Here is a 24,123-nt window from a genome sequence, read left to right on the forward strand (position 1 = left end):
ATAACAATAAGTAAGTTAGGTGGCCCCATGAAATCAGCTTCAGTGGCAACGTTACCCTTGCGTCCTGAACTCAAGTCCCGCGAGGTTATCAGGCTCGCCCTTGCTTACTCGCTGGCGACGAGCGGACTGGTCCTGTCCCCCTTCCTGGTCGCCGCGGTCATGTTGCGGTTCCAGCTTGATGAGAGCATCGCGACGCAAATCGCCGGCGTGGAAATACTTGGCGTGGCCCTCAGTTGCGCCTTCGTGCCGCGCTGGATTGTCCGGGGTACGCATCGTTTCACACTGATTGCCGTCCTTGGCACGCTGGGCGGTCAGTTAGCCAGCGCACTGGTCACCACCGCCGCGGCCATTAGCATCGCCCGTGGTTTCACCGGGATCTGTGAAGGCATTCTGTTCGTCATCGTCGCCGCGGGCATCTCTCAGCGAATCGCAGCCGACCAGCTCTGGGGCAAAATCAATCTGATGGCCGGGGCCATCAACGGCAGTATTCTGGTGGTGATTTCCTATCTGCCCGAGAGCTGGCTGGGCCGCTGCTTGTTCGTGCTGCTGCTCGGCGTCGCCGTGATCGTGGCGCCTGCAATACTTGGAGTAGGCCAGTTCACGCAACAGTCGACTCAATCGCGTTCGTGTGCCCGCGTGCCTATTGGCCTGGTGCTGACCATTTGGGCCGTCACCGGGCTGGTCTACGGCATCCAGGCCTCGCAGTGGGCGGTCTCCGGCATCGTTGGCAGCCATGCAGGGCTATCGCCCTCGATGATCGGCATCCTGTTGTCCGTATCGTCCCTACTGGGCTTCTGCGGCGCGATTATTCCTTCGTTGCGCGCCAGTCACGGGCACCGGCTGGCGATCATCTGGCTCGCACAACTGGGTTTGATCGGCTCGATCATCTGGTTCTTTCGCGTCACGGACAGTTGGTCCTACTTCTTCAGCCAACTGGCTCTCAACGCCTCATTCTTCGTGATCATTCCGTTTATGACCGGGCTGCTGTCCGAGGTTGATCCGGATGGTTCACTGGTCGCCTGGGGCGTGGTGGTGACCTTCATCGGTGCAGGCGTCGGCACCGCAGTGGCCGGTTCACTCTTCGCGCAGTTGGGCGGCATGCCGTTCTCCTACTGGCTGGGCGTGGGTATCGCCCTGGCCATGCCCCTGGTCTGGCTGTCGTTGCGTGGCGGCGGACAGTACAGGGCACACGTAGCGACTCAGCAAGCAATCGGCTGATCCATTCGCTTACTCCACCAGGAAAATTGATCCATGAATATCATAGAACCCGTGATGGCCCCGTGTATCGATGTGCCCTTCCACGTGGGAGAGAGCCCGCTCTGAGATGCCGAACGGAATGTACTGTGGTTTGTCGATATCGATGCACCGGCACTGTTCAATTTCGATCCGCAGACCCGCGCCCTCACGCGCTTCGACATGCTCTCGCCTATCGGCTGCATAGGCCTCACTCAGGATGACCGGATCGTAGCCGGTCTCAAGTCGGGGGGTGCACCTGTTCGATCCGCAGCCCCATGCGCTTGAGTTTCTGGTCAACCCGGAGCCCGACCGACCGGATAATCGGCTGAATGATGGAAAAGTGGGCCCCGATGGCTGCTTCTGGGTCGGCAGCATGGACCAGAACACGATCAATACCACAGGAGCGCTGTACCGGGTGACGCCTGACGGCACATCTACGCGGGTACTGGACAACCTGTTTGTCTCGAACGGTCTTGCATGGAGCCCGGACCATCGAACGCTCTATCACACAGACGGCATCAGCGCGACGATCAACGCGTACGATTTCGACCTCGCCAGTGGCGCGATTTCCAACCCCCGGGTGCTGATCTCGTTCGACTTCGAACAAACCGGCCGGCCTGACGGCGGCACCGTAGACATGCAGGGCGACTATTGGAGCGCCGGAATCTATCGTGGAATGATCAACCAGGTCTCCCCTCAGGGCGAACTGCTGCGCAGCCTTCAGATGCCGGTCAGCGGCACCACCATGCCGTGCTTCGGCGCTGTCGATGGACGTACCCTGTTTGTCACCTCACTCACGGTGGAGCTCGACGATCAGGAGCAGGCAGGCACATTGCTCGCGTGTAACATCGATGTTCAAGGTGCGCCGACCTACAGATTCGGCCAACCCGCCCCAGCACATTCTCGTTAACCCTCTCTCTTGTGGCAGCGACAGGAACAGCACTATGAAGAATAAAAAACCACAGGTTATCTTGCTGACCGGTGCCGCCAGCGGTATTGGCGCCTCAAGTGCCAGGCTCGCGGTTTCATTGGGTTACAAAACGTGATGCTGGCAGATATCGATGCAAAAGGCGCGCACGCCTTGGCAGCCTCTCTGGGTGAAAAAGCCCGCGCCGTCGAGTTGGATATCTGTTCGGCCGTATAGTGGGAGCATGCGATCGATGCGACCTTCGAGCAGTTCGGCCAGCTCGATATTCTCATCAAAAATGCGGCCATCGTGTGCCCCGGTTACGCCAGGGACATTGCGCTGGAACAACACCAGCGCACCCTGAATACCAACTTTCTCGGCCCCCTCACCGGCACCTTGGCGGTGCTCAGGCGTTTTAGCAAACAGGGTCATGGCCACATAGTGACGGTGTGCAGCATGACCGCTTTCATGCCCATCCCCGGGATCGCCAGTTATAGGGCGTCGAAACAGGCATTGCGCGCCTTTCATCATGCGCTGGCGCTGGAGGAGCGCCACGGCCCGGTGAACTTCACCATTCTCCACCCGACATCAACGCAAACCCTGATGCTGGAGCAGGAAGCTCAGCATGGTGCCTCGGCGTTTGCCTTTGCCAGTGAACCGGTGACGGCCGAGTTCGTCGCGCAAACCCTGTTCAAGGCCATCAAGAAAAATCCGTTGAAGTGTATGCCGCCCGAACAGGCCCGCGCGATCCGAATGCTGGGACCGACCCGAAAAAAATGCGCAATCTCTTCGACACGATGGAAAAAATCGGCAAACAGGCGCAACAGGCATGGCGAGCCGAAACTTCTCACTAAGCAAAAGGCCCCAATAACGCCGACCTGTCGGTGCTATTGGGGCCCTTGAGCCATAGAGATATCAATCGCCATGACTTTTTTCTTTAACCTCGCTGAAACACCGGCAGCCATTGCAAGGCAGCCCCCGGATCGCCCTTGATCTTGATCTTGCCCTGCATGAACGCCACCGGGGCGTTCAACTTGCCCGCCACCAGGCTTTCGAAGTCCTTGCGTGAAATGGAGATGGTTGTATCGGCCTCGATATCGTCGTTCGACACTGTGGTGCCCGAAACGCAGAGAAATCCTATGTCCTTGAGGTGGACTTTCAGGCTGGTAGCGGGAACAGGGCCGCTTGCGATAGAGGACTTGAATTTTTCGGTCACTTCGGCGAGGTATTCCATCTTGAAACTCCAATACAGTGCTCAAAGCACTCGGGATTGATAAACATGATTTCCCGGACCTACGCCCGGAAGTCGAGCGGTACGTGGCGCGAAGGCGCCGATCAGTCCTTGTAGTGGGGATCCATGCGATCGAGCTTGCGCAGCAAGGCCGGCCAGACAAAACCGCCTCCCAGACCTTCGGTCTGCACCCGCGCTGCGTCAGCCACGCCTTTGAGGATCTGCGGATCAATGGTCAGCAAGTCGCCGCTGGCCTGCGCGCTGATCTGGATCTGGCAGGCACTCTCAAACATGTACATCGCCAGGAACGCATCGGCGACGGTTCGGCCGACCGTGAGCAGCCCATGGTTGCGCAACATCAGGAACGTATTCGGGCCCAGGTCGTCCTGCAACCGCGGCTTCTCTTCATCACGCAGGGCGACTCCTTCGTAATCGTGATAGCCAAGCCCGCTGAGGACGAATGACGCCTGCTGCGACACCGGTAACACGCCGGCCCGTTGTGCGCTTACGGCAACGCCCGTGCGCGTGTGCGTATGCAGCACGCACTGCACATCGTTGCGAGCGGCGTGGACCGCACTGTGGATGACAAAGCCCGCATGGTTCACATTGAATCCGGACTCGCGAACCTGATTGCCCTCCTGATCCACCAGCACCAGTGAAGACGCCGTGACCTCCTCGAACAGAAGCCCGTACGGGTTGATCAGAAAATGGTGTTCCGGGCCTGGAACACGGGCACTGATGTGAGTGAACACCAGATCCGTCCAGCCATACAACGCAACCAGTCGATAGCACGCCGCCAGATCACATCGCAGCTGCCACTCCTGCTCACTCACTTGCGCCTTGAGCGAAGGCATGTGCATTTGAATCTCCTTACCGTATGGTTCTTATTGTCAGTTCTACACGGTAAGCATAAAGCCAGGCCCAGGGCTTCTCCGTTGCTCAAAGGGACAGCTGGGAGTCATTTCAGGTCAGCATCAGCACAGGGTTGCGCCTGCACGCGAGTTCGCCGATACGGCTGTTGGATGCCCTGAAGAAACCGACTCAATCGCGTGCCCGAAAAGCACTGGGGGTCTGTCCCGTCCAGCGCCTGAACGCGCGGCGAAAACTGCGTATGTCGCTGTAACTCAGCTCATGGGAAACGCGCTCGACGGACAGGCCCAGGGTTTCCAGCAAACGCTGGGAGCGCATGTAACGTACCTGGTCGCGCAACATCATGTTCGGTCAGCCGACGACGCAGGGTGCGATCACTCATGTTCAGGCTTTGGGCAATGCTCCTGATGCTGCTGCCTTGCAAATCGCGGAATATTTCGCGCTCCACTGCCTGGATCAAGTCCATCTTGCGATGCCATTGGGTGCTTTGTGTCTCCAGCAACTGCAATGCCTGACGCAAGGCGAGCGGATGGTGATTGGACAGACGTGTGTCCAGCCAGTGAGTCGAAAGCACCAGCCGGTATTGCAGGCAACCGAAGCGTATATCGGGGCCGAATATCGCTTGATAGGCGTCAGTATGGCCTGGAGCGGCGTGCATAAACTCTACGCGTATCGGGCTAAAGTCAACGCCCAGCAAGGCCCGGCCATTTACCATGAGGCTGGCGAACAGCTCTTCGGCGCAAAAGACCTGGACACCGTTATCGAACAGTTGGCTCTCGATCTCGACAAAGGTTTCACGCGGCCCTTCGTGAAAGGTCGCATGAGCGATGCCACCACTGGTGCTCTGATAGCGGGCGCTGATCGTAAATGCATCGCGCAGGGTCCTGCACAGTGACAGGGCATACCCAAGCAACCCAAGTGTGCCCAACACGTTCCGGCTCCCAACGCGCAAGCCCAAACCCTGGCTAGGCACCGCCTTGAGCGCAAGCTGGATCATTGCCAACGCCTGACGATAGGAAATGCGCTGTTCCGGATCCTGCAGATCCTCCAGGGTGGAGCCCAGGCCGCGATACAGGCTCTGGCCACTGACGCCCTCTCGCATCGCGGTTTGTGCCAGCGTCAGCATCATAAGGGGCGACACCAGAGCGAGTTCCTGGTGCTGATCGACGTCCATCTGCATGTTCAAGGTTCCTGACTGAATGAGCCGCCTGGGGATTCACCGGGAGGGCATCATAGACATTTGCCCGCCTGTATCCACGCACGAACAAAGACTGTCCTCATATGCCCCCAATCTGGCCTCCCCCCCCCTGCCCCGCAACGCATCAAAGCATTATTTCTATAGGGCGTCTTGGCAAGTTCACAGCGCGCCTAACAATAATAATGAGCCCACTTATGAAACCGATCCGCACACTTCAACCCTTGCACCTGGTCAGCAGTATCGCCTTCGCCTCACTCGTCAGCCTCACCGCTCACGCAACTGAAGGTGGCGTGGATAACATCAGCCCTGGCACTGACGGGGTAATGATGTTGCCCCTGGATGTGAACAACCTCCCCGACAACATGTTTGCGTTCAACATCTATTACAACCACTACGAAGCAAAAAAACTGAACATGAGTTCACTGGGCGGAAAGGTCTCCGAGGTAAAAATATCTTCTGACACCTTTGTCCCGCGCCTGGACTACCTCAGCCCGTTCTGGGTGCTGGGCGGGCGATTGGGGGGATACGTGGCGCGTCCTTACAACATTCTGCACGTCAGTATGTTCGGCGTGAGCGATCAGCGCTCAAGTTGGGGGGATACCACCTTCGCCCCGATTGTTCTGTGGGACATGGGGAAAAACCTGACCTTGGCGGCTGCGGTTGAGGTCACCCTACCCACGGGTGAATACGACGCCACACGCCTGGCCAATACCAGCAATAACTTCTACACCTACAAACCTGTGCTTTCCGCAACCTGGTTACCTACCGAGCGCACGGAACTGTCCATTCGATCCACGTACAGCTTCAACGAAACCAACCCCGATACGAAATACCGTTCAGGACAAATTCTCCACTTCGATTACTCAGCCACCTACAAGGTCAGCGAAAATGTGAGGCTGGGCCTGAACGGGTACTACCTCAAGCAAACCACCGACGATAAACAGGATGGTCAAACCGTGACGAACATTTTCGGCGAGGAAGTCCACGACGGTGTACGCACTCAGGTGACGGCTATCGGGCCGGCGATGTATGTAACCTTTCTCAAATATGCGAGCTTTGAAATGCGCTGGGCCAAGGAGTTCGATGCGCGGAATCGGCAAGAAGGCGAAATGTTCTGGGCCAAGGTCAGTGTGCCCTTCACACTCTGACCCGCCCAGGGATTGAAAGCGCCCCTCGCTGCCTCGGTACACCGGAGCGAGGTGAGCGCTGGTCAGGGCTCTTTTACAGCTTGCGCTCAGACATTGTCGTACACCGGCCAGGTCTCGACGATCTTCCCCCCTCGCACTCCCAACAAATCCCCGAATTGCAGCAGCACGAACTCGGTCTGGGTTGGACGTAAAAACACCTGATCCTCGACATTCAAGCACACAGCCGGTGAGCCGTTGACCATTTCCTGGTTGGAACTGCGCCCATACAACTCGTTGCTTTCCAGGCCTTTAGGCGACTCGAACTCCGCCATCCAGTTGCCGCCATAGATAAAGAACGTCGCGCGCTGGTTGGGATTCCACCAGGAGAACAATCGGGACCTGTCATCCAGCGCCGGATACTCAACGGCGCCTGTACTTTTTAAAACCGGTGTCGCAATAAAGGCAGCCGGCACGTGTTCGACCAGGGATGGCAGGTCGTAATGGGTGGGCTTGAGAAATGCCGTACCTACTGAAACTTCGCTGCTCAAACGCTCCTGCTCATGCATTCCGTAACTGGGGCTGCCAGCGGTATTGAGTGTGAGCCCATCGCGCCAAAGCGCCGGGAACCGTTGGCGCACATAATTCACACGGGCGTTGTAAATGACCATCACCTTGTCGAACAAATCCTGGGGTGAGCCGAGAACGCCGGGCACGCCCATACCCACGAATGGGTCGTACCCCATGAATCCCGAAAACTCCAGATGCTGCGGATGTTCGCTGATCAACGAGAGCATTTTTCCCAACATAGCGTCGTCAGCGATGCCTCCACGATGCAGGCCAACATCCAGTTCGATATTGACGCGTATTCGCGCACCCAGCCCTTCAGCCAACGCCAGGTACTCCGTCAATCGCTGAGGCGTATCAATCAGCCATTGCAACTGCCTGGAGGGATCGAAGGATCCCCGGTGGGTTTGATAAAACACTTCGGCGGAACGTGCCGGTAAGGGTTTTCCGATCAGGATGTCCGACTCGGGAAACGTCAGCGCATCGTGATTCAGAAACGGCTGATGAAACGACATCAGCCGCTGGGTATTCGCACGTTTTGTGATATAGGCCAGCAATCCAGGTGACGGCAGAGACTTCTCCACCAGCCGCAAGTGCTTCCCGGCGCGCCCAACCGACTGTGTCACCAGATCTATATTGTGGTCGAGCAGATCGAGATCAATCAGCATCACCGGTCGCATCGGCCCATGAGCCTTGAGCTCGCGGTTCAATGCACTGAAATAGGCGGTGTAAGGACTGCCCCGGTCGCCGGGACGCAGCCATGCCCCCGCACCGACCATCAACGCGCCCGCTCCAGCGGCGCCCAGCATAAATGCTCTGCGGTTCATCGGGCCATTCCCAGAATCGATGACAAGTGCGCATTGAGAAACTTGCCGCCCGGGTCCAGTTGATCACGCACCCGGGTAAACTCCCGCCAGCGTGGATACAGCGCCTGAAGGTTGCGCGCATTCAGGCTATGCAGCTTGCCCCAGTGCGGACGCCCGCCGTATTTCCAGAAGATGGGCTCTACCGCAGCAAAGAAATTATGATGGTCCATCTGGTAGTGCTGATGCACCGAAATCGAACAGCTGTCGCGGCCTTCGAACATGCTCAAGGGAATATCATCGGCCTTCACATAGCGGTATTCGATGGGAAACCAGGTGCTGAGGTTCCGATCGTCGATCAGCTTGAGAATCTCACGCAAACAGGCGGGCCCGGCCTGCGCCGGAATCGAATATTCCATCTCGTTGAAACGTATCGTACGCACGTTGGGGTAGATCTTGAACGAATCGCCGACCCGGTCTTCGAAGTCGGCGACAAAGCGCAAGCTGTTGAGCAGCGTGCGCCTGGCAGAGGGGAAGTCGCTGCCATACTTGTCGAGCTTCTCTACGATCGTGGCGAACTCGTTACCGCTCGCCTCTTCCGGACTGAGAGCCGGTGTTTCAGGGTCAGTGGTTTCGTTCAGGGCAATCGAAAGCGCGTAGTCGGAATGGGTTAGAACCAGCATTTCCCAATGATCGTTTTCCCGGACGTTTTTCTCCACGTCCTCCAGTAGTTCTTCGGTCTTGGCGACCCATTGACGCTCACGCAGCCGATAAGGCGTGCGGTTTTGCATACGGACTTTAGTGGTGATGCCCAAGGCGCCCAGGGAGACCCGCGCAGCGGTGTAAATCTCGCTGTTATGTGTAGCGTCGCAGTCAAGCACCTCACCTTGGGCAGTCACCAGTTGCAGGCCACTGATAAACCCCGAATAAGAGGTGAAGCGTGCCCCGGTGCCGTGGGTCGAGGTTGAGATGGCGCCAGCCAAGGTCTGGTAATCAATGTCGGCCATGTTTTTCAACGCCTGACCCACCTCCTTGAGCGCCGGCCCCATGCGCGACATCGGCGTGCCGGCACCAAACTCGGCCTGCAAGGTGTTGCTGTCATGATCGAGCAAACCGTTGAAATAGCTCAGCGACAAAATAGTATCGTCAGTCGGCACCAGCGCACTGAACGAATGCGCCGAGCCCACGGGACGGATCTTGCCCGGTGCTTGACGTATAACCTGAACCAGCTCATCCAGATCCTTGGGGGCCAGCCGCGCCAACGGCAGGCAACTTTGCCCGCCAGACCAGTTGCGCCAAGGGATAAGCCGCGGTGCTCGAACCAATTGGGCCAATGCGCTGTTACTTGTTAACGCCGTAAACGCGCCGGCTATGGCAGCATGCTGCAACAGTTGACGTCGTGAAAGATCCGTAGCCATGAAGGTACCCCGGTGATTTTTATTTGATTTCCTGGCTGGACATAAAGGCTGTCAGTGCCAGGAATTGCTCTTCCGAGCACTGCACACAGAGCCCCATGGGCGGCATGCTTTTATAGCCATTGATGATGTGGTCCAGCAGGGTGTCAGCGCCCTGCGCGATCCTGGGTGCCCAAGCCTTTGAGTCGCCCGTCTGAGGCGCCCCCGACGGCGGATTGGCATGGCAGATTTTGCAACTGGTGTCATAGATGGGCGCGAGTGACTTATCCGTCGGCATCGCGTTGGCGGCATTGGTAGTGGGTTGTACGGATTTTGATTGATCGCCACAGGCCGTGAGTAGGCCAATCGAGGCGGTCAGCAAGCCGATATGAGCGATACGCAGATAAAGTGGGGGCCTGGGCCGCATGGCTGTCCTCTCGAATACGCCTGTCTCGCAGGCTTTTTGTTATGGGAAACGACCGCGCATTCAGTCAACGCTAAAGTAAAGCAAGAGCCTGACCCTGTTCAGGGTAGGCGAGGCCAGAATGGGGGCATTAGCGGCCATCCTTGGCTAACTGAAGGTTAAAGGGGCGTAAACCCGTAGTTTCTATTTGGAGTCTTCGTGCCGTTGATAAATACTTGCGCGCGACCTGGATCTGGGCTTTAGAATCAAACAAAAAAGGGGCACTGGATGGACGGTTCCGCTCGTTACACCACAGCCAATTTTCATGCTTATCTTCTGCGTTGCCTTGCCGGCATGAGCAAGGACTTCGGTATTGACCCGGTACGTTTATGCATGGGCCTGGGGTTCGAGATAGCGGACCTTTCAAACCCTGACTGCCTGGTGTCCTTTCGTCAGGCCGCGTCCATGATCCGCCGGGCATTGGCGTGCACCCAGGGACGCAACCGTGGGTTGGGGCTTGATATAGGCACTCAAGAAACAATCGGCTCGATCGGGCTGGTGGGGTATGCGATGCTCACCAGTCCGACCCTGGGTGAGGCGATCGACCTGGGCATCAAAATGCAGCGTCATGCTGGTGTGCTGTTGCAACTGGAGCGAGTCGATAGCGGAAAATACCTGACGATTCGTGCCAGCAGCCTCTTTCACGAGCCGGATATCCAACCGTTTCTGGTGGAAGAAAGTTTCGGTATTTTTCTTAACTTGGTACGAACATTGGTAGGCGATACCTTCGCCCCCTGCTTTATCGAACTCAGTTATTCAAAACCGTCCTACTCAGCGCATTACGACCAAGTATTCAAATGCCCTATCCGTTATGACCAGTCGGAAAACCTGTTCGCCTGTGACGTCCATTGGGCAGAAAAACGCATCGCGACCTACGACCCATTGAGCCACCGGCAGGTTTTGGATTTTCTTCAGATGAACGTTCCCAAGCAGTCAATAGAGGATGAGTTCATCGAATCCATAGAGCGTATCGTACGTCGAGATCTGCGTCAGACGCCGTCCCTGTCAGCCGTCGCTACGCAACTGTGCATGAGTGATCGAACCTTGCGCAGGCGCTTGGCAGACCAAGGGAGGTCCTACCAGAATGTCTTGGACCAAATCCGCATGAGCCGTGCAATCGCCCTGCTCGGCAACCCACGGTTGACCATTGACGAAGTGGCGTATGAAGTGGGGTTCAGTGACGCCCACAACTTTCGCAGAGCATTCAAGCGCTGGACCGGGCATGGGCCTCGACAGACTCAGTAGTGAGATTTATGTCACTGAAAACTGATCGAGGAGAAATTCAATCACACCAAGCCGAACTGACTCAGAAGTCCGCCACTTTGCCCCACGCCGACTTGCGGAATCGGTCTGGGTGATAAGGCCGCGGGTCGACAATCGGCGTTGCGCCGCTGACGATGTCGGCAATCAAATGCCCCGCGCCCGGACCAATCCCGAAGCCCGAAGTGGTGGCTATTTCAACGCCACTCGGCATTCGCAATTACCAGGACCATATTTTGAATATCAGCTTATCCACCCCGCAGTCGATCAAGACGGTAGTGGCGCAATACGCTGCACCGCTGATGGCGCTGGCGGATAAGTTTCGCGCCAGCGTAGACAACGACTGACAGTCATTTCTTCCGATCCTGTCTGGGCAACTAGTTTATTAGTTTTTAGACTCGCAATCGCAGGCGGGTAGGAAAAGTTATCATCGCGCAAAATAGTAACGCCTGCCCCAGGCAAAGATCTGTCAGTACCGATACACAACTGATCCACACAGGATTTACAACCGAAGGCTCAGATGAATTGCCCGGTAGCCTTAAGACGGCGCATCCAAGGCGGCCACGTCGAACCGGCAATTTATGCGCAACCTGGGCAAACAAGGCTACGCGCAGGCACGCCGGTACAGTCGAATTTATTGCCTGTCTTATTTCCCGGAGCATCCATCCAATGACTGGCCTGAGTTTCTTTCAGCAGGTGGCTACGCGTGCCGGTCTTACGGAAGTAGCACGCCATCTGGAGTTGTCGTTGCCTGCCGTGAGTAAACGGCTAAGCCAACTGGTGACCTACCCTGAGGATCGGCCACTACTAAACACACCGTTAGCTGGAGCCACTTCCAGATCTGCTAAAAGCTGGGTATTTCACTCACCTGACCAATCATTTGCAATCAACCTTGGTAGACGCTTATAGATCGAGATCGCATTAGCGTTCCAATACGTGATTTCTCCGCGATCATAGCTTAGACAGTATGACCGAGCTCGCTACATGCTCAGCGCCTGTACCGAAATAACATGACGCAGTGTGTTTCGTATTTTTTACTGCTGAGTCCTATTTGTCAGTTGGATGCTAGCCCCATCACCAAATGGGCTATCCACATGCCAACTATATTATGCCGAGTCTGCTGTCTGATCGTACTGATCACGTTCAATATTGGCAGCTATGCCGCATCTACTCATGAACAGGATCAGTTGAGTCTGATTTTGCAGCAACTCGACACTATCGAACATCTTGCGACAAAAGCCCAGACAGCTAGCTCGGCAGAATCAAACGAGCGTTATCGCTTCGAGTATCCCCGCCTAACTCAAGACATCCAACGCATTCGTCAAGGTATACAGGGCTATTTATCCCCCTCTCGCGCTCAACCCCGCGACTCCACTGAGTTGGTCGGAGAATACCGTCTCGCCCCCCATCCGCAGAGTCCTCGCCATGAGCATGACTGACGCCCAGACCGCCGCCTTCCAACATGCTTCCGGCTTCTCGGCACAGAGCAGTTCGACACTGTGGCTGTCCCTGGTTCTCGTCCTGGCTTTGTTGTGGTGTGCCTGGATGATGTGGACGGCTTACCGGGGATGGGCGACAGGCAGTGTGCGTTTCGGCACGTTTGGCGGCAGTAACGCCCGTGTACTTCTCACATTGTTGGTTTTGATGTTCTTCACGCTGTCCTAAAACCGGAGATCACCGTCATGTTCAAGTGCTTTGCCCCACTGAAAAACAACCTGCGTGATCGTGCCAGTCAACGCCTAATCGGCTTGTTGTTGGTGCTCGGTCCAAGCCTGGCCTTTGCCGAACTCCCGACCATGGAAGCTCCTTCGCGCGGAGAAGGATCCGGGTTGATCGAGACGATCAAAAACTACGCCTACGACGGCGGCATACTGCTCGGTTTGCTGATCGCCCTGCTCGCGTTTCTCGGTGTGGCCTGGCATTCCCTGACCGTCTACGCCGACGTGCAAAACCAGCGCAAGACCTGGAAGGACCTCGGCGCAGTGGTCGGTATCGGCGCTCTGCTAGTGGTGATCATCATCTGGTTCCTGACCAAGGCCGCCGCAATTTTGTGAGGTTGGCGTGAACGACTCTATCGATCGTCTTGCCGACGGCACCTTGGTTTTTCTGCCGGAGCGACTCAGTCGTGATCCCGCCGTGTTGCGCGGTTTGACCAACGATGAGATGTGGATAGCGCTAGGTATCGGTGCGTTCATTGGCCTGGTGCTGGGTGTTCCTCTGGCGATTGCCACCGCCTCCATTGCCGTGGCACCGACCGGCATGATCGCAGGCATGACGGTGGTGTTATTTGCCGGTGGCACGCTACTGCGTCGGGCCAAACGGGCCCGCCCCGAGACCTGGTTGTACCGCAAGTTCGAATGGATACTGGCCAGCCGTTGGCGCCTGGGCCGCGGAAGTTTGATTCTCCACTCTGGCGCCTGGACGGTTCGCCGTTCGCGTCGACTGCGCCCAGCCCTGTCCCGGTGGCAACCATGAGTCGTTTTCGGAACAAGGTGGACGCCCAACAGGCCCATATCTTCAGCTTGCGTCTGGCGGTAATGATCCTTGCCCTGGTCTGTGCCGGGCTCTGGTACGGCTGGCGCTCGGCACCGACCGATCTGACCGTGCATGTACCACCGGATCTGCGCTCGGGCAGCACTCGAAAGTGGTGGGATATCCCCTCAGAGAATGTGTATGCCTTTGCCCTGTACATCTTTGGTCAGCTCAACCGCTGGCCCTCGGATGGCGAGCAGGATTATCGCCGCGCTATCTATGGTTTGCAGTCCTACCTGACACCTTCCTGCAAGGCTTTCCTCGACGGCGACTACGAGTATCGCAAGGCCGCTGGTGAACTGCGCCAGCGGGTGCGCGGCGTCTACGAGATCCTGGGCCGAGGCTATAGCGAAGATCCGCAGCTCAGGGTCAAGCAACTCGATCGCGACAGCTGGCTGGTCAAGCTCGACCTCAACGCCGATGAGTATTACGCCGCCGAACCGGTGAAACGGGTGGTGGTGCGTTACCCATTGCGCGTGGTGCGTTTTGATCTGGACCCCGAACGCAATAAGTGGGGACTGGCACTGGATTGTTATCAGGGCACACCGCAAAAAATCTCCCTGCCTGGAGGTGAGCCATGAAGCGGATGTCTACCCTGGCACTGACTGTCGTACTGATGTTATGGGAGGTTGCGGCGCAGTCCGTCGAGCTAATGCACTGGGAACGCCTCCCCCTCGCGGTCCCGCTGGTGATCAATCAGGAGCGGGTGATCTTCGTCGATGAGGATGTTCGAGTCGGTGTGCCCTCAACCCTGACGGGCAAGCTACGCGTGCAATCTACCGGCGGCACGCTGTACCTGCGCGCGTCGGAAACCATTGCACCGACCCGACTGCAGCTGCAATCGGTCGCAACGGGCGAGATCATCCTGCTGGATATCGCGGCCACGCCTGGTGATCAACCGCTGGAGCCCGTGCGTATTCTCAAGAATGCTCCGGTGCAGACTACCGAGATGGAATCTAGCACCCTCACTGTTCCAGATCGTACGCCGATCCCGGTCGCTTTGACGCGCTACGCCGCACAGAGCCTGTACGCGCCGCTGCGCACCTTAGAATCCCTGCCCGGCGTACGCCGCGTACCGCTCAAGCTGCGCACTGAACTGCCGACCCTGCTGCCGACCGAAAACGTGTCCAGCACATCCATCGCCGCCTGGCGACTCGGTGATTATTGGGTGACGGCGGTGAAGTTGCGCAATCGTGGTTCAGAGACGGTGCAACTCGATCCGCGTCGGCTTCAGGCCAAGCTGTTCGCCGCGACCTTCCAGCATGCTTTCCTAGGGCCTGTCGGCAGTGCTGAAGACACCACGATCGCCTACCTCGTCACTCGCGGTGCCGGCCTCGAACACGCCGTGCAGCTCCCTCCCGTTGCGCGAGGTGCAGATTGATGAAAGCTAACGCCTTGCTCAAATGGCTGGTACCGACTGTGCTGCTGGGCGTGGTGCTGATCATCCTGAAAACCTGGGTCGCGGGTGGCAGCACGCCCTCCCTAGAGAACCCAGTTGATCAGGGCAACATTCAGTTATCCGCCGAGCAAGCCAAGTCGCTCGGCATTGCGGGCGATACCCCACGCGACACGGTCGCCACCCTGGTCGGCCAGGTGAAGGCCATGCGCAGCGACATGCTCGGATTGAAGAAACACAACGAGTCGCTGCAGACGGAAAACAACCGCCTGCGCGAACGGGAGAACAGTGTCGATTCGCGTATCCAGACGGCGCTTGGCAGCGTGACCCAGCAGGTCGACGAAGGCCGTCGACAAGCCAACGAGGCCCGACTCAAAGCGGAACAAGACAGTCGTCAGGCTCACGGTCTGCTCACGCAATTGCAGGATCAGTTGTCGGGGCTGACCGGCAAAGGCAAGGATATGCCAATCGGATTGGGGCTCGAGCCTGGCGACGGTGCTCAGTTTGACGGACAGCATCCTGCCAATGATGCGCTGCAGTGGATTGAACCCTCGGATGCTCGGCCCACCGACGCCCGAGGCAAAAGCAAGACCGCCTCCGCACTGAGCCTGCCTAGTGCCTTCAACTCACTGGAGGGCTTGAACGATAACGCTATTGATCGCAGCCAGAAACAGCTGCGTGCAGTCACCCAGGGTGAGCATGACCTGACGCGATCCGTTGATCGTACCGAAGGCGCGAAACCGATCTACACCATTCCCGAAAACGCGACATTGATGGGCTCGGTCGCCATGACCGCGCTGATCGGCCGAGTCCCGGTGGACGGCACAGTGAATGATCCCTACCCATTCAAGGTACTGGTCGGCCCGGAGAACCTGACCGCCAACGGCATCGACCTGCCGGACGTCGCGGGGGCCGTGATGAGCGGCACGGCGTCCGGTGACTGGACCCTGTCCTGCGTGCGCGGGCAAGTCGAGTCGATCACTTTCGTATTCATAGACGGCACCATACGCACGGTACCTCAGCCGAAGGCAGTAGCCAGCCGCAATGCCTCCACCACCCAGAGCTCGAACACCGACAAGATCCGTGGCGGCCTCGGTTACCTGTCCGATCCGTATGGCATTCCGTGCATCGCTGGCGAGCGCCGCTCGAACGCCCAACAGTACCTCGGCAGCCAGAGCCTGATCACTGCCGCCGGTGCGGGTGTCGCCGCCTTGCTCGGGGATGAGCGGAACAACAGCAGTGTGATCAGTTCGGGCGGCAGTACGCTCGGGGTCACCAGCAGCAGTGGCAATAGCGCGCTGAATTCAATTCTCAGTGGTGGGGTCAGCGACATCCGCGAGTGGGTCAACAAACTGTATGGCGAAACCTTCGCTGCCGTGTATGTGCCACCCGCCGCACAGGTCGCACTGCACCTCGACCATGAGATCACCATCGACTACGAGCCCAAGGGCCGGAGCGTTCGCCATGAAAAAGACCATGCCTCCCTGTCTGATCTGGATTAGCTTGCTTTGCTGGGTACTGACGGGATGTTCCACCGACAAGGACACGCTGCTGCCTCACGGCGAGCAAACCATGCTGGACATCTGGAACGGCGCCGGTTCGCAAGGCACTCAGCAGCAACTGCTGGAGGCTCGGCAACAGTTACGCCGTCCGCTGGCCCAAGCAGATTTATCCTCTTCTCTCCAGGAACCGTACACGCGCACAGCGGCGAACGAGATCCACAACCTGTTCCCGCGCCTGCCCAATCCCGATCTGGTGCTGTACGTGTATCCGCATTTGAGTGGTACCGAGCAGGCACCGATCCCGGGTTACTCGACCGTCTTTCCGTTCTACCAACGAGTGCAGTACGCGTTGCCTGGTGAACGTCAGGAAGACTTGTAGTGCGTACCGGCGATTCGGGCAACCGCACTTCTGCGTGGAAAGCCTGGCGCCACCCATTGCGCCCTCGCGCCACCTTGGCAGATGAAGCTGCACTGTATGCGCGCAACCCCAGCTTCACCGATCACCTGCCGTGGGTCGAATACCTCGACACCGAACAGTGTTTTCTACTGGATGACAACCGCTCGGTGGCTGCGGTGTTCGAGTTACTGCCCATCGGCACCGAAGGGCGCGAACCTGATTGGCTGATGGCGGCGCGTGATGCCCTCGAAGATGCCCTGCAGGACAGTTTCGATGAGCTGGATCAAGCGCCTTGGGTGGCGCAGTTTTTCTGCCAGGACGACAACAACTTCACCCCCTACCTGACCCAGTTCACCGACTATATCCAAGATAGAGCACGAGGCACGGTCTTCACCGAGGCGTATTTGGAGCTCAGCCGCCGTCATCTGAAGGCCATCGCCAAGCCCGGCGGTCTGTTTGAGGATAAGGTGGTGACGCGCCTGCCCTGGCGTGGCAATAACCGACGGGTACGCCTGGTGGTCTATCGCTGGCTCGAGTCTAACGCTGAGGAAACGGGGCTCACCCCGGTGCAATCCCTGCAACAGGCTTGCGAACGAATCGGTGCCTCGCTTCAAGCATGTGGGGTGCAATCGACGCGAGTCGATGGCCGCGGTCTGTATGCCTGGCTGCTGCCCTGGTTCAATCCGGCCCCCCAGCTTAGCGATGAAGAGCCCGAGGAGTTCTACCGCCGCGTGGCCTATCCAGAGTCGGGCGATGGTGTGTCGCTGGAACTGCCGTTCGATCATGACTTTGCCGAGCGGCTGTTCTTCAACGAACCGCGTTCGGATGTGCAGCACGGACTCTGGTTTTTTGACGATCAGCCCCACCGGGTCATGGTGGTGGACAAGCTTCGCCGGGCGCCCTTGATTGGTCAACTCACTGGAGAAACCCGCAAGGGCGACGCGGTGAATGCCCTGTTCGACCAGTTACCTGAAGGCACGGTGATGAGTCTGACCTTGGTTGTCAAACCGCAGGATGTACTTGAGGATCAGTTGAACCGCCTTGCTCGCAAAGCCATCGGTGAAAACCTGACCTCGACTCAGACCCGCCAAGATGTTGAAGAGGCCCGTGCGATCATCGGTCGCCAGCACAAGCTGTACCGCGGGACCCTGGCGTTCTACGTGCGCGGTCACGATAAGCAGCAATTGCACCAACACTCGGTCAGCCTGGCCAACGCGCTGCTAGGTGCGGGGCTGCAACCGGTACGCGAAGGCGATGAAGTCGCCGCCTGCAACAGTTACCTGCGTTGGCTACCGATGGCTTACAACCCAGCCCGCGACACGCGCAACTGGTACACGCGGCTGATGTTCGCCCAGCACCTGGCGAACCTGGTTCCGGTGTGGGGTCGCAGCACCGGCACAGGCCACACGGGCATCACCCTGTTCAACCGCGGCGGTTCGCCACTGAGCTTCGACCCTCTGTCACGCCTGGACCGGGCCATGAACGGCCATCTGCTGTTGTTCGGCCCCACCGGTGCCGGCAAGTCGGCCACCCTGGTCACCCTGCTGATGCAGATCATGGCGGTGTACCGCCCACGCTTATTTATCGTCGAGGCCGGCAATTCGTTTGGTTTGCAGGGCAACTACTTCGCGACACAGGGCTTGTCGGTCAATAAGGTCCAATTGAAACCTGGCGCCTCGGTTAGTCTCGCCCCGTTCGCCGATGCCTGGCGCCTAATCGAGCAACCGGATGAGGTGGCGAGCCTATCGATCGATGAGCTGGACGATGAAGCGATATCCAGTCGCGAAGACCAGCGCGATGTTCTCGGCGAATTGGAAATCACTGCCCGCCTGATGATCACCGGCGGCGAGGCCAAGGAAGAGGCGCGCCTGAGTCGAGCCGATCGCAGCTTGATCCGCGAGTGCATTCTCGATGCGGCGCAGACCTGCGTCGCGGCGGGTCGCCAGGTACTGACCCGCGACGTACGCGACGCCTTGCTGGGCGTCGCCGCCGACCCGCACTTGCCGGAGAAACGTCGCGAGCGTGCCCAGGAAATGGGCGAGTCCATCGACCTATTTTGCCAGGGTTTCGAGGGTGAACTGTTCGATCGCGAAGGCACGCCTTGGCCCGAAAGCGATGTGACCATTGTCGACCTTGCCACTTACGCGCGCGAAGGCTACGAGGCACAGATGTCCATCAGCTACATCAGCTTGATGAACACCGTGAACAACCTCGCCGAGCGCGACCAGTACCTGGGCCGACCGATCATCATGGTCACCGACGAGGGGCATATCATCACCAAGAACCCGTTGCTGGCGCCGTTCGTGGTCAAGGGGACGAAGATGTGGCGCAAGCTCGGCGCTTGGTTCTGGCTGGCGACGCAGAACCTTGCTGATTTTCCCACGGCTGCGCAGACCATGCTCAACATGATCGAATGGTGGATTTGTTTGAACATGCCGCCCGCGGAAATCGAAGAAATCGCACGGTTCAAGAAGCTTTCACCGGCGCAGAAAGCCCTGTTGCTCTCCGCCAGCAAAGAGCCGGGGAAATACACCGAGGGAGTGGTGCTGTCGAAAAAGCTCGAGACGCTGTTTCGAGCCGTGCCACCCAGTCTTTACCTCGCCTTGGCCATGACAGAGCCCGAGGAAAAAGCCGAACGCTGGACACTGATGCAGGAGAATGGCTGTTCGGAGTTGGAAGCGGCTTACCGGGTAGCTGAACGGATCGATAGCGCACGAGGAATAGAGCCCATATAAGGGAGGTGTGGCGCTCCCAGCTTTGGCCAATCCGGCAGCTAGCCGTTGGACACCTTTTCAACGTAGGCATCCATGAACCAGTCGGGGACCTCATCAACCTTGAACTCAAGGTCCGTCCCATCCGTAACTTCGGCAAGCAGCACCAGATCGGCACCAGAGTTATCGAAGATGTAGGCCCGGTCCGAAACTGCAATAGCCACAGGCAGCAGGCTCAGGCAACGGCCGTAGCGCTGGACAATTTTTTCTGTGGGAACTGCGTGCCCACCTGCCGCGACACGGTTCCTGACCCTGTTGATATTGATGTCAGGGTCTTCAGTTGCCACAAAGTAGAGGTAGGTTCGGTACCCAGACTCTCTTGCCTTGAGCATAAAAGCGATTTTGTCGTCGCTAGACATCACCGTTTCGAAGGTGAAAGACAGCTGGGCTTCGAGGAGTTTGTTCCGGATGAAGTCAGAGAGCACGGAGGCAAAATAGGAGTTCATCGCGACCGTCTGGAAATTCAGGCCGTTGCTGCTAAAGCTGATGTTGGTCGCTTCCTCATCGAGCCGGACAGACCTGACCAGCCGATGTTCCCTAATAAAACCGAGGACCTCATCACCCTCAACTTCCAGTTGAAAATCACTGAACTCCAGACGCCCCCTCTCTTTAGCAGCCTTCTCGATTTCATCCGGATTAATGTAGATACCGATCAGGTTGGAAGGGATGGCACTTTTCATCGTGCTCTTGCCGGAGCCGTTGGGTCCAGCAAAGACCCTCAACCGAGGGACAGTCATGAGCAGCGGCGCACCTTGATGACGCCGCCCTGCGTCACTTTGTGTTTGGGTTTGGCCACCCGAATAACCTTGTGCTTACCGTCGGCAGTCGTTTCAACAAGCATGCCATTCACTACTTCCATCACACTGCGGCCGGCAGCCAGCGCGTTGATATAGGCGGTATTGATAGCGCCTTCAGCCATGACCGGGATCTTATCCTCCAGTCGGCTCACCAGATCGTCGCTCAACACTCGTTTGGCTTTCATATCGCGCTCCACGTTCTCAGAGCGTGCAGAATCTGCACTTAATCAGAATCTTAGCTACGTAAACCTGTTTGTAACAGGGCGAAAGCTACTTCTGTCAGCCTCCATTCTAGAGGAATGGCGTCTGGAACCATACCTTTCAAGAGACTTTCTCGTTCGATGCATGACCGGTGGCATTTGAAGCAAGTGCCGCCCTTGGTGCAGCGCCCAAATAAAGGAAGCACGATCCCCGCACCGAGTTGTTCAGCCGGTGGACAAAACGCGCCAGCGAAGCGGCAATCGTTCTCAAACTGCCTGGTCTGTGTCGATACAGCCAGGTTGAGTGCAAACGGGCGGTCAAGACGATGCAATCGTCCATAAGCAACAGGGTTACTGTGACACGCTCCGAAGCCGTTGCTGAAGTCTCAACAGAAAACCGGCTTCGAAGGCATCCTGGCAGTCACCAACCGGAAAGGTTTTGCGGGTTTGCGCCAGTTCCCACCACAAAGGAATATCGGTCGTTGCCTCAAGCCAAGCCTGGGCACATTGCACACCACGCTCGATCATCGGCGAAAACTCGCTGCCCCAAGGTGTCAGAAGACTTGGGCAACCATCCGCCGCGGGAATTGAAATGTAGTTTTCGTCCATACACACCCTAGATGTCTGATTTATTGTTAGACGCAGAGTCCAGCCTCGAAAATCTTAACGACATCAAATGAACGCTCGATAACAGGCATGAGCATCAAATAGCCTAGATATACCAATGTAGACTATATCCCGTGGATTGAGAGTCCCTCAAGGCGCAATTTGCGCGCATGACTCAAGACTACGAACAGCTTCGTCTGCATCTGTCGGAAAACATCCGCTTGATGAGACGCATGAAAAACCTGACCCAAGAGCAACTGGCGCTCATGGCCGAGGTAGATCGCACCTACGTCAGTCAAATCGAACGATGCACAGGCAATCCGTCGCTGTTGGTCCTGTGCAAACTCGCCAATATTTTCGAAATCACCACAGATCAACTACTTGTATACCCCGATACGCTGCGCAGCTCCCTTTACGTCAAATAATAGTCCCACGCCTCACAAATCCGATAAATCCGCCTTCATAATTCCCACTGACAGTCTTCAGTCCCTAACCGAACCTGTCCAGGCCATACACCGAGAGCCTGGATAATGCCTGCTGCCTGCTCGTCACTTCCGCCGACAAAACTACGGCCCTTGGCGCTAAGCATTCTGCTGGCGTGCGGCCCAAGCATGGCGCTGGACACCGTCAGCATCACCTCCTCCGTGCTTTCGCCAAACTGTCTCGAATACAGGGTCGTCGGTATTTGTTTCTGGCTCCTCTGCACACCCTTCGGCTGCACAGTCAAAACCTCGACCAAGGTTCGTCATTTCATTCCTGAACTGGTCATCTCGAGCTACGCCACTACCGGCAATAACCCCTGGACCGAGATGACCACCCTCTCCACGCCCATCAGCGGTGCAGAAGGTGGCGGCAACCTGATCACGCCGAATGCTCGCCGCGACAACCTGCCTCGATTCAAGAACGTTGATGGCATCGGCCACCCCGGTGGCTGGGTCGCAACGCAACTGGCTTCGCAATCCGGCTATGCCTGCGCCAGCGGTGCAACTGCGTTCATGCCCTACTACCTGAGCACCCTGGACTCACTGGCCTGGCGCCATGGCATCCCGGAAAGTTTTTACCCCGAATCGCTCATGCCGGGGATCCGTGAAATCGGTCATCAGGCCTCGGTAAACATGTGGGGCAATGTTTACCCCCGGCAGGGCTTTCTGATACAGCCCGACGATTTCAAGGCGGCCGCAGTCATGGCACAACGGGCCGGCGATGTGATTACCCGCAACGGGCAGCCGCATGTGTACATACCGCTCACGCCCGCCAAACGCGAAGGCTACTGGCCGCCAGGCCCGATCGTCGAGAACGACGCTTCGACCCACAAATGGCAATTGCTCTCCCCCCAGGTGCAGCCCACATGCGCCATCTTCCCCAGCGATCCGGTACAGAGCACGGATGGCGGTTACGCCTGGTCGCTGTGGCGGCCCTATAGCTGTTGCAAACGTGAGGGACAGACCTTCCTGTTCAGCATCGACTTCGAAGGCGGTGCTTCATGAGCCGGCTTCGCGCGCGACCCTGGTTGGGCACGATGAGTCTGGTGTTCTACGGACTGCTCGCCATGGTCACGCATGCCCACGCCGCCGAAAGCGATTACCGCTTAGGCACCCAAGGCGAAGTACTCGACGACCGAGTGATGTACACCATCGGTGGCGGCTCGGCAGTCGGCTCACCGAGTTCGCTCTACCGACCCATTAGTCTTGGTGTCGGCGGCTCATGGCGAGCGAACATGATGTGCGGAAACATGAGCCTCACCAATACCCTGCAAAACCAGCTGAACGGCGTCACCGAAGGTTTCCAGCAGATCATGGGTAGCATCGTGCAAAACGCGACCCAAGCCGCGATGTCGCTGCCGGCGTTGATCATCCAGCGCGCCAACCCAGGCCTTTATGAGTTGCTCAGTAACGGGGTGATGCAGGGGCGTATCGACTTCGACCGCTCGAAGCTGACCTGCCAGGCCATGGCCGAGAAGATGGCCGACAAGGTCGGTCAAGCCGGCTGGGGCGCGCTGGCCAAAAATCAGGAGATGCAGGGCAATCTGGAGCAAACTGGCGGTGATGCGGTGGCCGCGGTGAAAAACACCGAGACCCATAACGGCAACAATGGGGTGTCTTGGGTCGGTGGCTCAAAGGCTGGAGGTAATGGGCAGACGCCCGTTCGGGTGACTTCCGACGTGGTGCGCGCGGGCTATAACCTGCTGCATAACCGGTCGGTGGATGACAGTGCCTCGATCAGTAGCAGTGATTGCCTGAGTGGGTCTATTTGCCAGACCTGGGCTTCGCCGCAGGAAGAATCCGAATGGGCCGTTCGGGTGTTGGGCGAGACCGAAGTTGCGACCTGCGACACCTGCGAAACCTTGCGTGCGACCGCCGGCAGCGGACTGACGCCGCTGATCCAGGAGGCCTATAGCGAACGCCTCAAGGCTCTGCAAGGGTTGCTGTCGGGTTCACTGCCGCCTACCACTGACAACCTGGCTAAAGCCTCCAGTTCCATGCTGCCGGTGACCCGTGGCGTGATCGAAGCCCTACGCGACGATCCTGACCAGGATCTGCTGGCGCGACGCCTGGCCAGCGAGACGGCCCTGTCCAGTGTACTCGACAAGGCACTGCTGCTACTGCGCACGCTGCTGGCAGGCAGTCACGAACCGAACATCGCCTCCGCCGAGCCGGCCCAAACCGCCTTGACGAAAAACATCGACGCTCTGGAGCGCGAAATACGCCTGCTGCGGACCGAACTGCAGATCCGGCGGATGCTGGCCACCAACACCGCCAGCCTGGTGCTCGACCGCCATGCCGGTGGTGCCGATGCTTCGCGTACCGTCGAGCAAGGCGACCCCGAACCTAGGCGACTCAACGACGCTGACGCCAGGCGCAAGTGAGCC

General features: G+C 57.9%; 26 protein-coding genes and 1 pseudogene. 17 read left to right on the forward strand and 10 right to left on the reverse strand.

What is annotated here, in order from left to right; translation table 11 throughout:
• Positions 1 to 27 precede the first annotated feature (27 nt).
• The 3 genes from M2497_RS21215 (at position 28) to M2497_RS21225 (ending at position 3,046) form a co-directional block, all read left to right on the forward strand.
• Entirely contained in the window at positions 28 to 1,218 is a 1,191-nt protein-coding gene (locus M2497_RS21215; protein ID WP_248482964.1) for an MFS transporter, read from the forward strand.
• A 268-nt stretch (positions 1,219 to 1,486) separates the two neighbouring features.
• The gene (locus M2497_RS21220) at positions 1,487 to 2,146 is read left to right on the forward strand and encodes an SMP-30/gluconolactonase/LRE family protein (protein ID WP_282578417.1); all 660 of its coding nucleotides are present in this window, start codon (positions 1,487 to 1,489) and stop codon (positions 2,144 to 2,146) included.
• A 288-nt stretch (positions 2,147 to 2,434) separates the two neighbouring features.
• Positions 2,435 to 3,046 carry an SDR family oxidoreductase gene (locus tag M2497_RS21225; RefSeq protein ID WP_248488240.1) on the forward strand — a complete coding sequence of 204 codons (612 nt, stop codon included), beginning with the start codon at positions 2,435 to 2,437 and terminating at the stop codon, positions 3,044 to 3,046.
• A gap of 34 nt (positions 3,047 to 3,080) precedes the next feature.
• Here the strand turns inward: M2497_RS21225 and M2497_RS21230 are convergent, their stop codons facing one another.
• The 3 genes and pseudogenes from M2497_RS21230 to M2497_RS21240 form a co-directional block, all read right to left on the reverse strand.
• Complete coding sequence (locus M2497_RS21230; protein ID WP_248482966.1) at positions 3,081 to 3,377, reverse strand: SCP2 sterol-binding domain-containing protein; 297 nt, start codon at positions 3,375 to 3,377, stop codon at positions 3,081 to 3,083.
• 101 nt (positions 3,378 to 3,478) lie between these two features.
• Entirely contained in the window at positions 3,479 to 4,234 is a 756-nt protein-coding gene (locus tag M2497_RS21235; RefSeq protein WP_248482968.1) for a class II aldolase/adducin family protein, read from the reverse strand.
• 181 nt (positions 4,235 to 4,415) lie between these two features.
• Positions 4,416 to 5,424: pseudogene (locus M2497_RS21240) on the reverse strand (AraC family transcriptional regulator).
• A gap of 212 nt (positions 5,425 to 5,636) precedes the next feature.
• Between M2497_RS21240 and M2497_RS21245 the strand changes: the two are divergent.
• On the forward strand, positions 5,637 to 6,590 hold the full coding sequence (locus M2497_RS21245) for a transporter (protein ID WP_248482970.1): 954 nt from the start codon (positions 5,637 to 5,639) through the stop codon (positions 6,588 to 6,590).
• 86 nt (positions 6,591 to 6,676) lie between these two features.
• Here M2497_RS21245 and M2497_RS21250 read toward each other — a convergent pair whose 3' ends face one another.
• The 3 genes from M2497_RS21250 to M2497_RS21260 all read right to left on the reverse strand — a co-directional run bounded on the left by M2497_RS21250 (position 6,677) and on the right by M2497_RS21260 (position 9,757).
• The gene (locus M2497_RS21250; RefSeq protein ID WP_248488241.1) at positions 6,677 to 7,891 is read right to left on the reverse strand and encodes a DSD1 family PLP-dependent enzyme; all 1,215 of its coding nucleotides are present in this window, start codon (positions 7,889 to 7,891) and stop codon (positions 6,677 to 6,679) included.
• Positions 7,892 to 7,956: 65 nt separating this feature from the next.
• Positions 7,957 to 9,354, reverse strand: coding sequence for a D-arabinono-1,4-lactone oxidase (locus M2497_RS21255; RefSeq protein ID WP_248482972.1), 1,398 nt, complete (start codon positions 9,352 to 9,354; stop codon positions 7,957 to 7,959).
• Between the two features lie 19 nt (positions 9,355 to 9,373).
• Positions 9,374 to 9,757, reverse strand: coding sequence for a c-type cytochrome (locus tag M2497_RS21260; protein WP_248482974.1), 384 nt, complete (start codon positions 9,755 to 9,757; stop codon positions 9,374 to 9,376).
• Positions 9,758 to 10,021: 264 nt separating this feature from the next.
• Between M2497_RS21260 and M2497_RS21265 the strand changes: the two genes are divergently transcribed.
• Positions 10,022 to 11,038, forward strand: a complete 1,017-nt coding sequence (locus tag M2497_RS21265) for an AraC family transcriptional regulator (protein ID WP_248482976.1) — start codon at positions 10,022 to 10,024, stop codon at positions 11,036 to 11,038.
• Between the two features lie 61 nt (positions 11,039 to 11,099).
• On the opposite strand, the gene M2497_RS21270 is transcribed toward M2497_RS21265, so the two are convergent.
• The gene (locus tag M2497_RS21270; RefSeq protein WP_248482978.1) at positions 11,100 to 11,267 is read right to left on the reverse strand and encodes a hypothetical protein; all 168 of its coding nucleotides are present in this window, start codon (positions 11,265 to 11,267) and stop codon (positions 11,100 to 11,102) included.
• Between the two features lie 880 nt (positions 11,268 to 12,147).
• On the opposite strand from M2497_RS21270, the gene M2497_RS21275 reads away from it, so the two are divergent.
• Genes M2497_RS21275 through M2497_RS21315 form a run of 9 tightly spaced genes read left to right on the forward strand, consistent with a single transcriptional unit; the run spans position 12,148 to position 19,615 of the window.
• On the forward strand, positions 12,148 to 12,492 hold the full coding sequence (locus M2497_RS21275; RefSeq protein WP_248488242.1) for an RAQPRD family integrative conjugative element protein: 345 nt from the start codon (positions 12,148 to 12,150) through the stop codon (positions 12,490 to 12,492).
• Complete coding sequence (locus tag M2497_RS21280) at positions 12,479 to 12,718, forward strand: TIGR03758 family integrating conjugative element protein (RefSeq protein ID WP_248482980.1); 240 nt, start codon at positions 12,479 to 12,481, stop codon at positions 12,716 to 12,718. Before M2497_RS21275 ends, M2497_RS21280 begins: the two co-directional genes overlap by 14 nt.
• A gap of 17 nt (positions 12,719 to 12,735) precedes the next feature.
• The gene (locus tag M2497_RS21285) at positions 12,736 to 13,107 is read left to right on the forward strand and encodes a TIGR03745 family integrating conjugative element membrane protein (protein ID WP_104993674.1); all 372 of its coding nucleotides are present in this window, start codon (positions 12,736 to 12,738) and stop codon (positions 13,105 to 13,107) included.
• Between the two features lie 7 nt (positions 13,108 to 13,114).
• Positions 13,115 to 13,528, forward strand: coding sequence for a TIGR03750 family conjugal transfer protein (locus tag M2497_RS21290; RefSeq protein ID WP_248482982.1), 414 nt, complete (start codon positions 13,115 to 13,117; stop codon positions 13,526 to 13,528).
• Positions 13,525 to 14,166: a PFL_4703 family integrating conjugative element protein gene (locus M2497_RS21295; protein WP_248482984.1), complete on the forward strand. Its 642-nt coding sequence runs from the start codon at positions 13,525 to 13,527 to the stop codon at positions 14,164 to 14,166. Before M2497_RS21290 ends, M2497_RS21295 begins: the two co-directional genes overlap by 4 nt.
• A complete protein-coding gene (locus M2497_RS21300; RefSeq protein WP_248482986.1) occupies positions 14,163 to 14,966 on the forward strand; it encodes a TIGR03749 family integrating conjugative element protein in 804 nt (267 codons plus the stop codon). The genes M2497_RS21295 and M2497_RS21300 overlap by 4 nt, the downstream gene beginning before the upstream one ends.
• Positions 14,966 to 16,483, forward strand: a complete 1,518-nt coding sequence (locus M2497_RS21305; protein WP_248482988.1) for a TIGR03752 family integrating conjugative element protein — start codon at positions 14,966 to 14,968, stop codon at positions 16,481 to 16,483. Before M2497_RS21300 ends, M2497_RS21305 begins: the two co-directional genes overlap by 1 nt.
• Positions 16,446 to 16,862, forward strand: coding sequence for a TIGR03751 family conjugal transfer lipoprotein (locus M2497_RS21310; protein ID WP_248482990.1), 417 nt, complete (start codon positions 16,446 to 16,448; stop codon positions 16,860 to 16,862). The genes M2497_RS21305 and M2497_RS21310 overlap by 38 nt, the downstream gene beginning before the upstream one ends.
• Positions 16,862 to 19,615 carry a conjugative transfer ATPase gene (locus tag M2497_RS21315; protein WP_248482992.1) on the forward strand — a complete coding sequence of 918 codons (2,754 nt, stop codon included), beginning with the start codon at positions 16,862 to 16,864 and terminating at the stop codon, positions 19,613 to 19,615. The genes M2497_RS21310 and M2497_RS21315 overlap by 1 nt, the downstream gene beginning before the upstream one ends.
• Before the next feature lie 38 nt (positions 19,616 to 19,653).
• Here M2497_RS21315 and M2497_RS21320 read toward each other — a convergent pair whose 3' ends face one another.
• The 3 genes from M2497_RS21320 to M2497_RS21330 form a co-directional block, all read right to left on the reverse strand.
• Positions 19,654 to 20,388 (reverse strand): zeta toxin family protein, encoded by a 735-nt coding sequence (locus tag M2497_RS21320; protein WP_248482994.1) that lies wholly within the window; start codon positions 20,386 to 20,388, stop codon positions 19,654 to 19,656.
• Positions 20,385 to 20,633 carry a hypothetical protein gene (locus M2497_RS21325; RefSeq protein WP_169894261.1) on the reverse strand — a complete coding sequence of 83 codons (249 nt, stop codon included), beginning with the start codon at positions 20,631 to 20,633 and terminating at the stop codon, positions 20,385 to 20,387. Before M2497_RS21325 ends, M2497_RS21320 begins: the two co-directional genes overlap by 4 nt.
• Before the next feature lie 366 nt (positions 20,634 to 20,999).
• Positions 21,000 to 21,257, reverse strand: a complete 258-nt coding sequence (locus M2497_RS21330; RefSeq protein WP_248482996.1) for a LasR-specific antiactivator QslA — start codon at positions 21,255 to 21,257, stop codon at positions 21,000 to 21,002.
• 167 nt (positions 21,258 to 21,424) lie between these two features.
• Between M2497_RS21330 and M2497_RS21335 the strand changes: the two genes are divergently transcribed.
• The 3 genes from M2497_RS21335 (at position 21,425) to M2497_RS21345 (ending at position 24,120) form a co-directional block, all read left to right on the forward strand.
• Entirely contained in the window at positions 21,425 to 21,679 is a 255-nt protein-coding gene (locus tag M2497_RS21335; RefSeq protein ID WP_248482998.1) for a helix-turn-helix transcriptional regulator, read from the forward strand.
• Positions 21,680 to 21,784: 105 nt separating this feature from the next.
• The gene (locus tag M2497_RS21340) at positions 21,785 to 22,741 is read left to right on the forward strand and encodes a TIGR03756 family integrating conjugative element protein (protein ID WP_248483000.1); all 957 of its coding nucleotides are present in this window, start codon (positions 21,785 to 21,787) and stop codon (positions 22,739 to 22,741) included.
• A complete protein-coding gene (locus M2497_RS21345) occupies positions 22,738 to 24,120 on the forward strand; it encodes an integrating conjugative element protein (RefSeq protein WP_248483002.1) in 1,383 nt (460 codons plus the stop codon). The genes M2497_RS21340 and M2497_RS21345 overlap by 4 nt, the downstream gene beginning before the upstream one ends.
• Positions 24,121 to 24,123: the final 3 nt, after the last annotated feature.

Origin of the sequence: Pseudomonas sp. CYM-20-01 (assembly GCF_023169845.1) — a bacterium.
In the GTDB taxonomy this organism is placed as follows: domain Bacteria; phylum Pseudomonadota; class Gammaproteobacteria; order Pseudomonadales; family Pseudomonadaceae; genus Aquipseudomonas; species Aquipseudomonas azotoformans.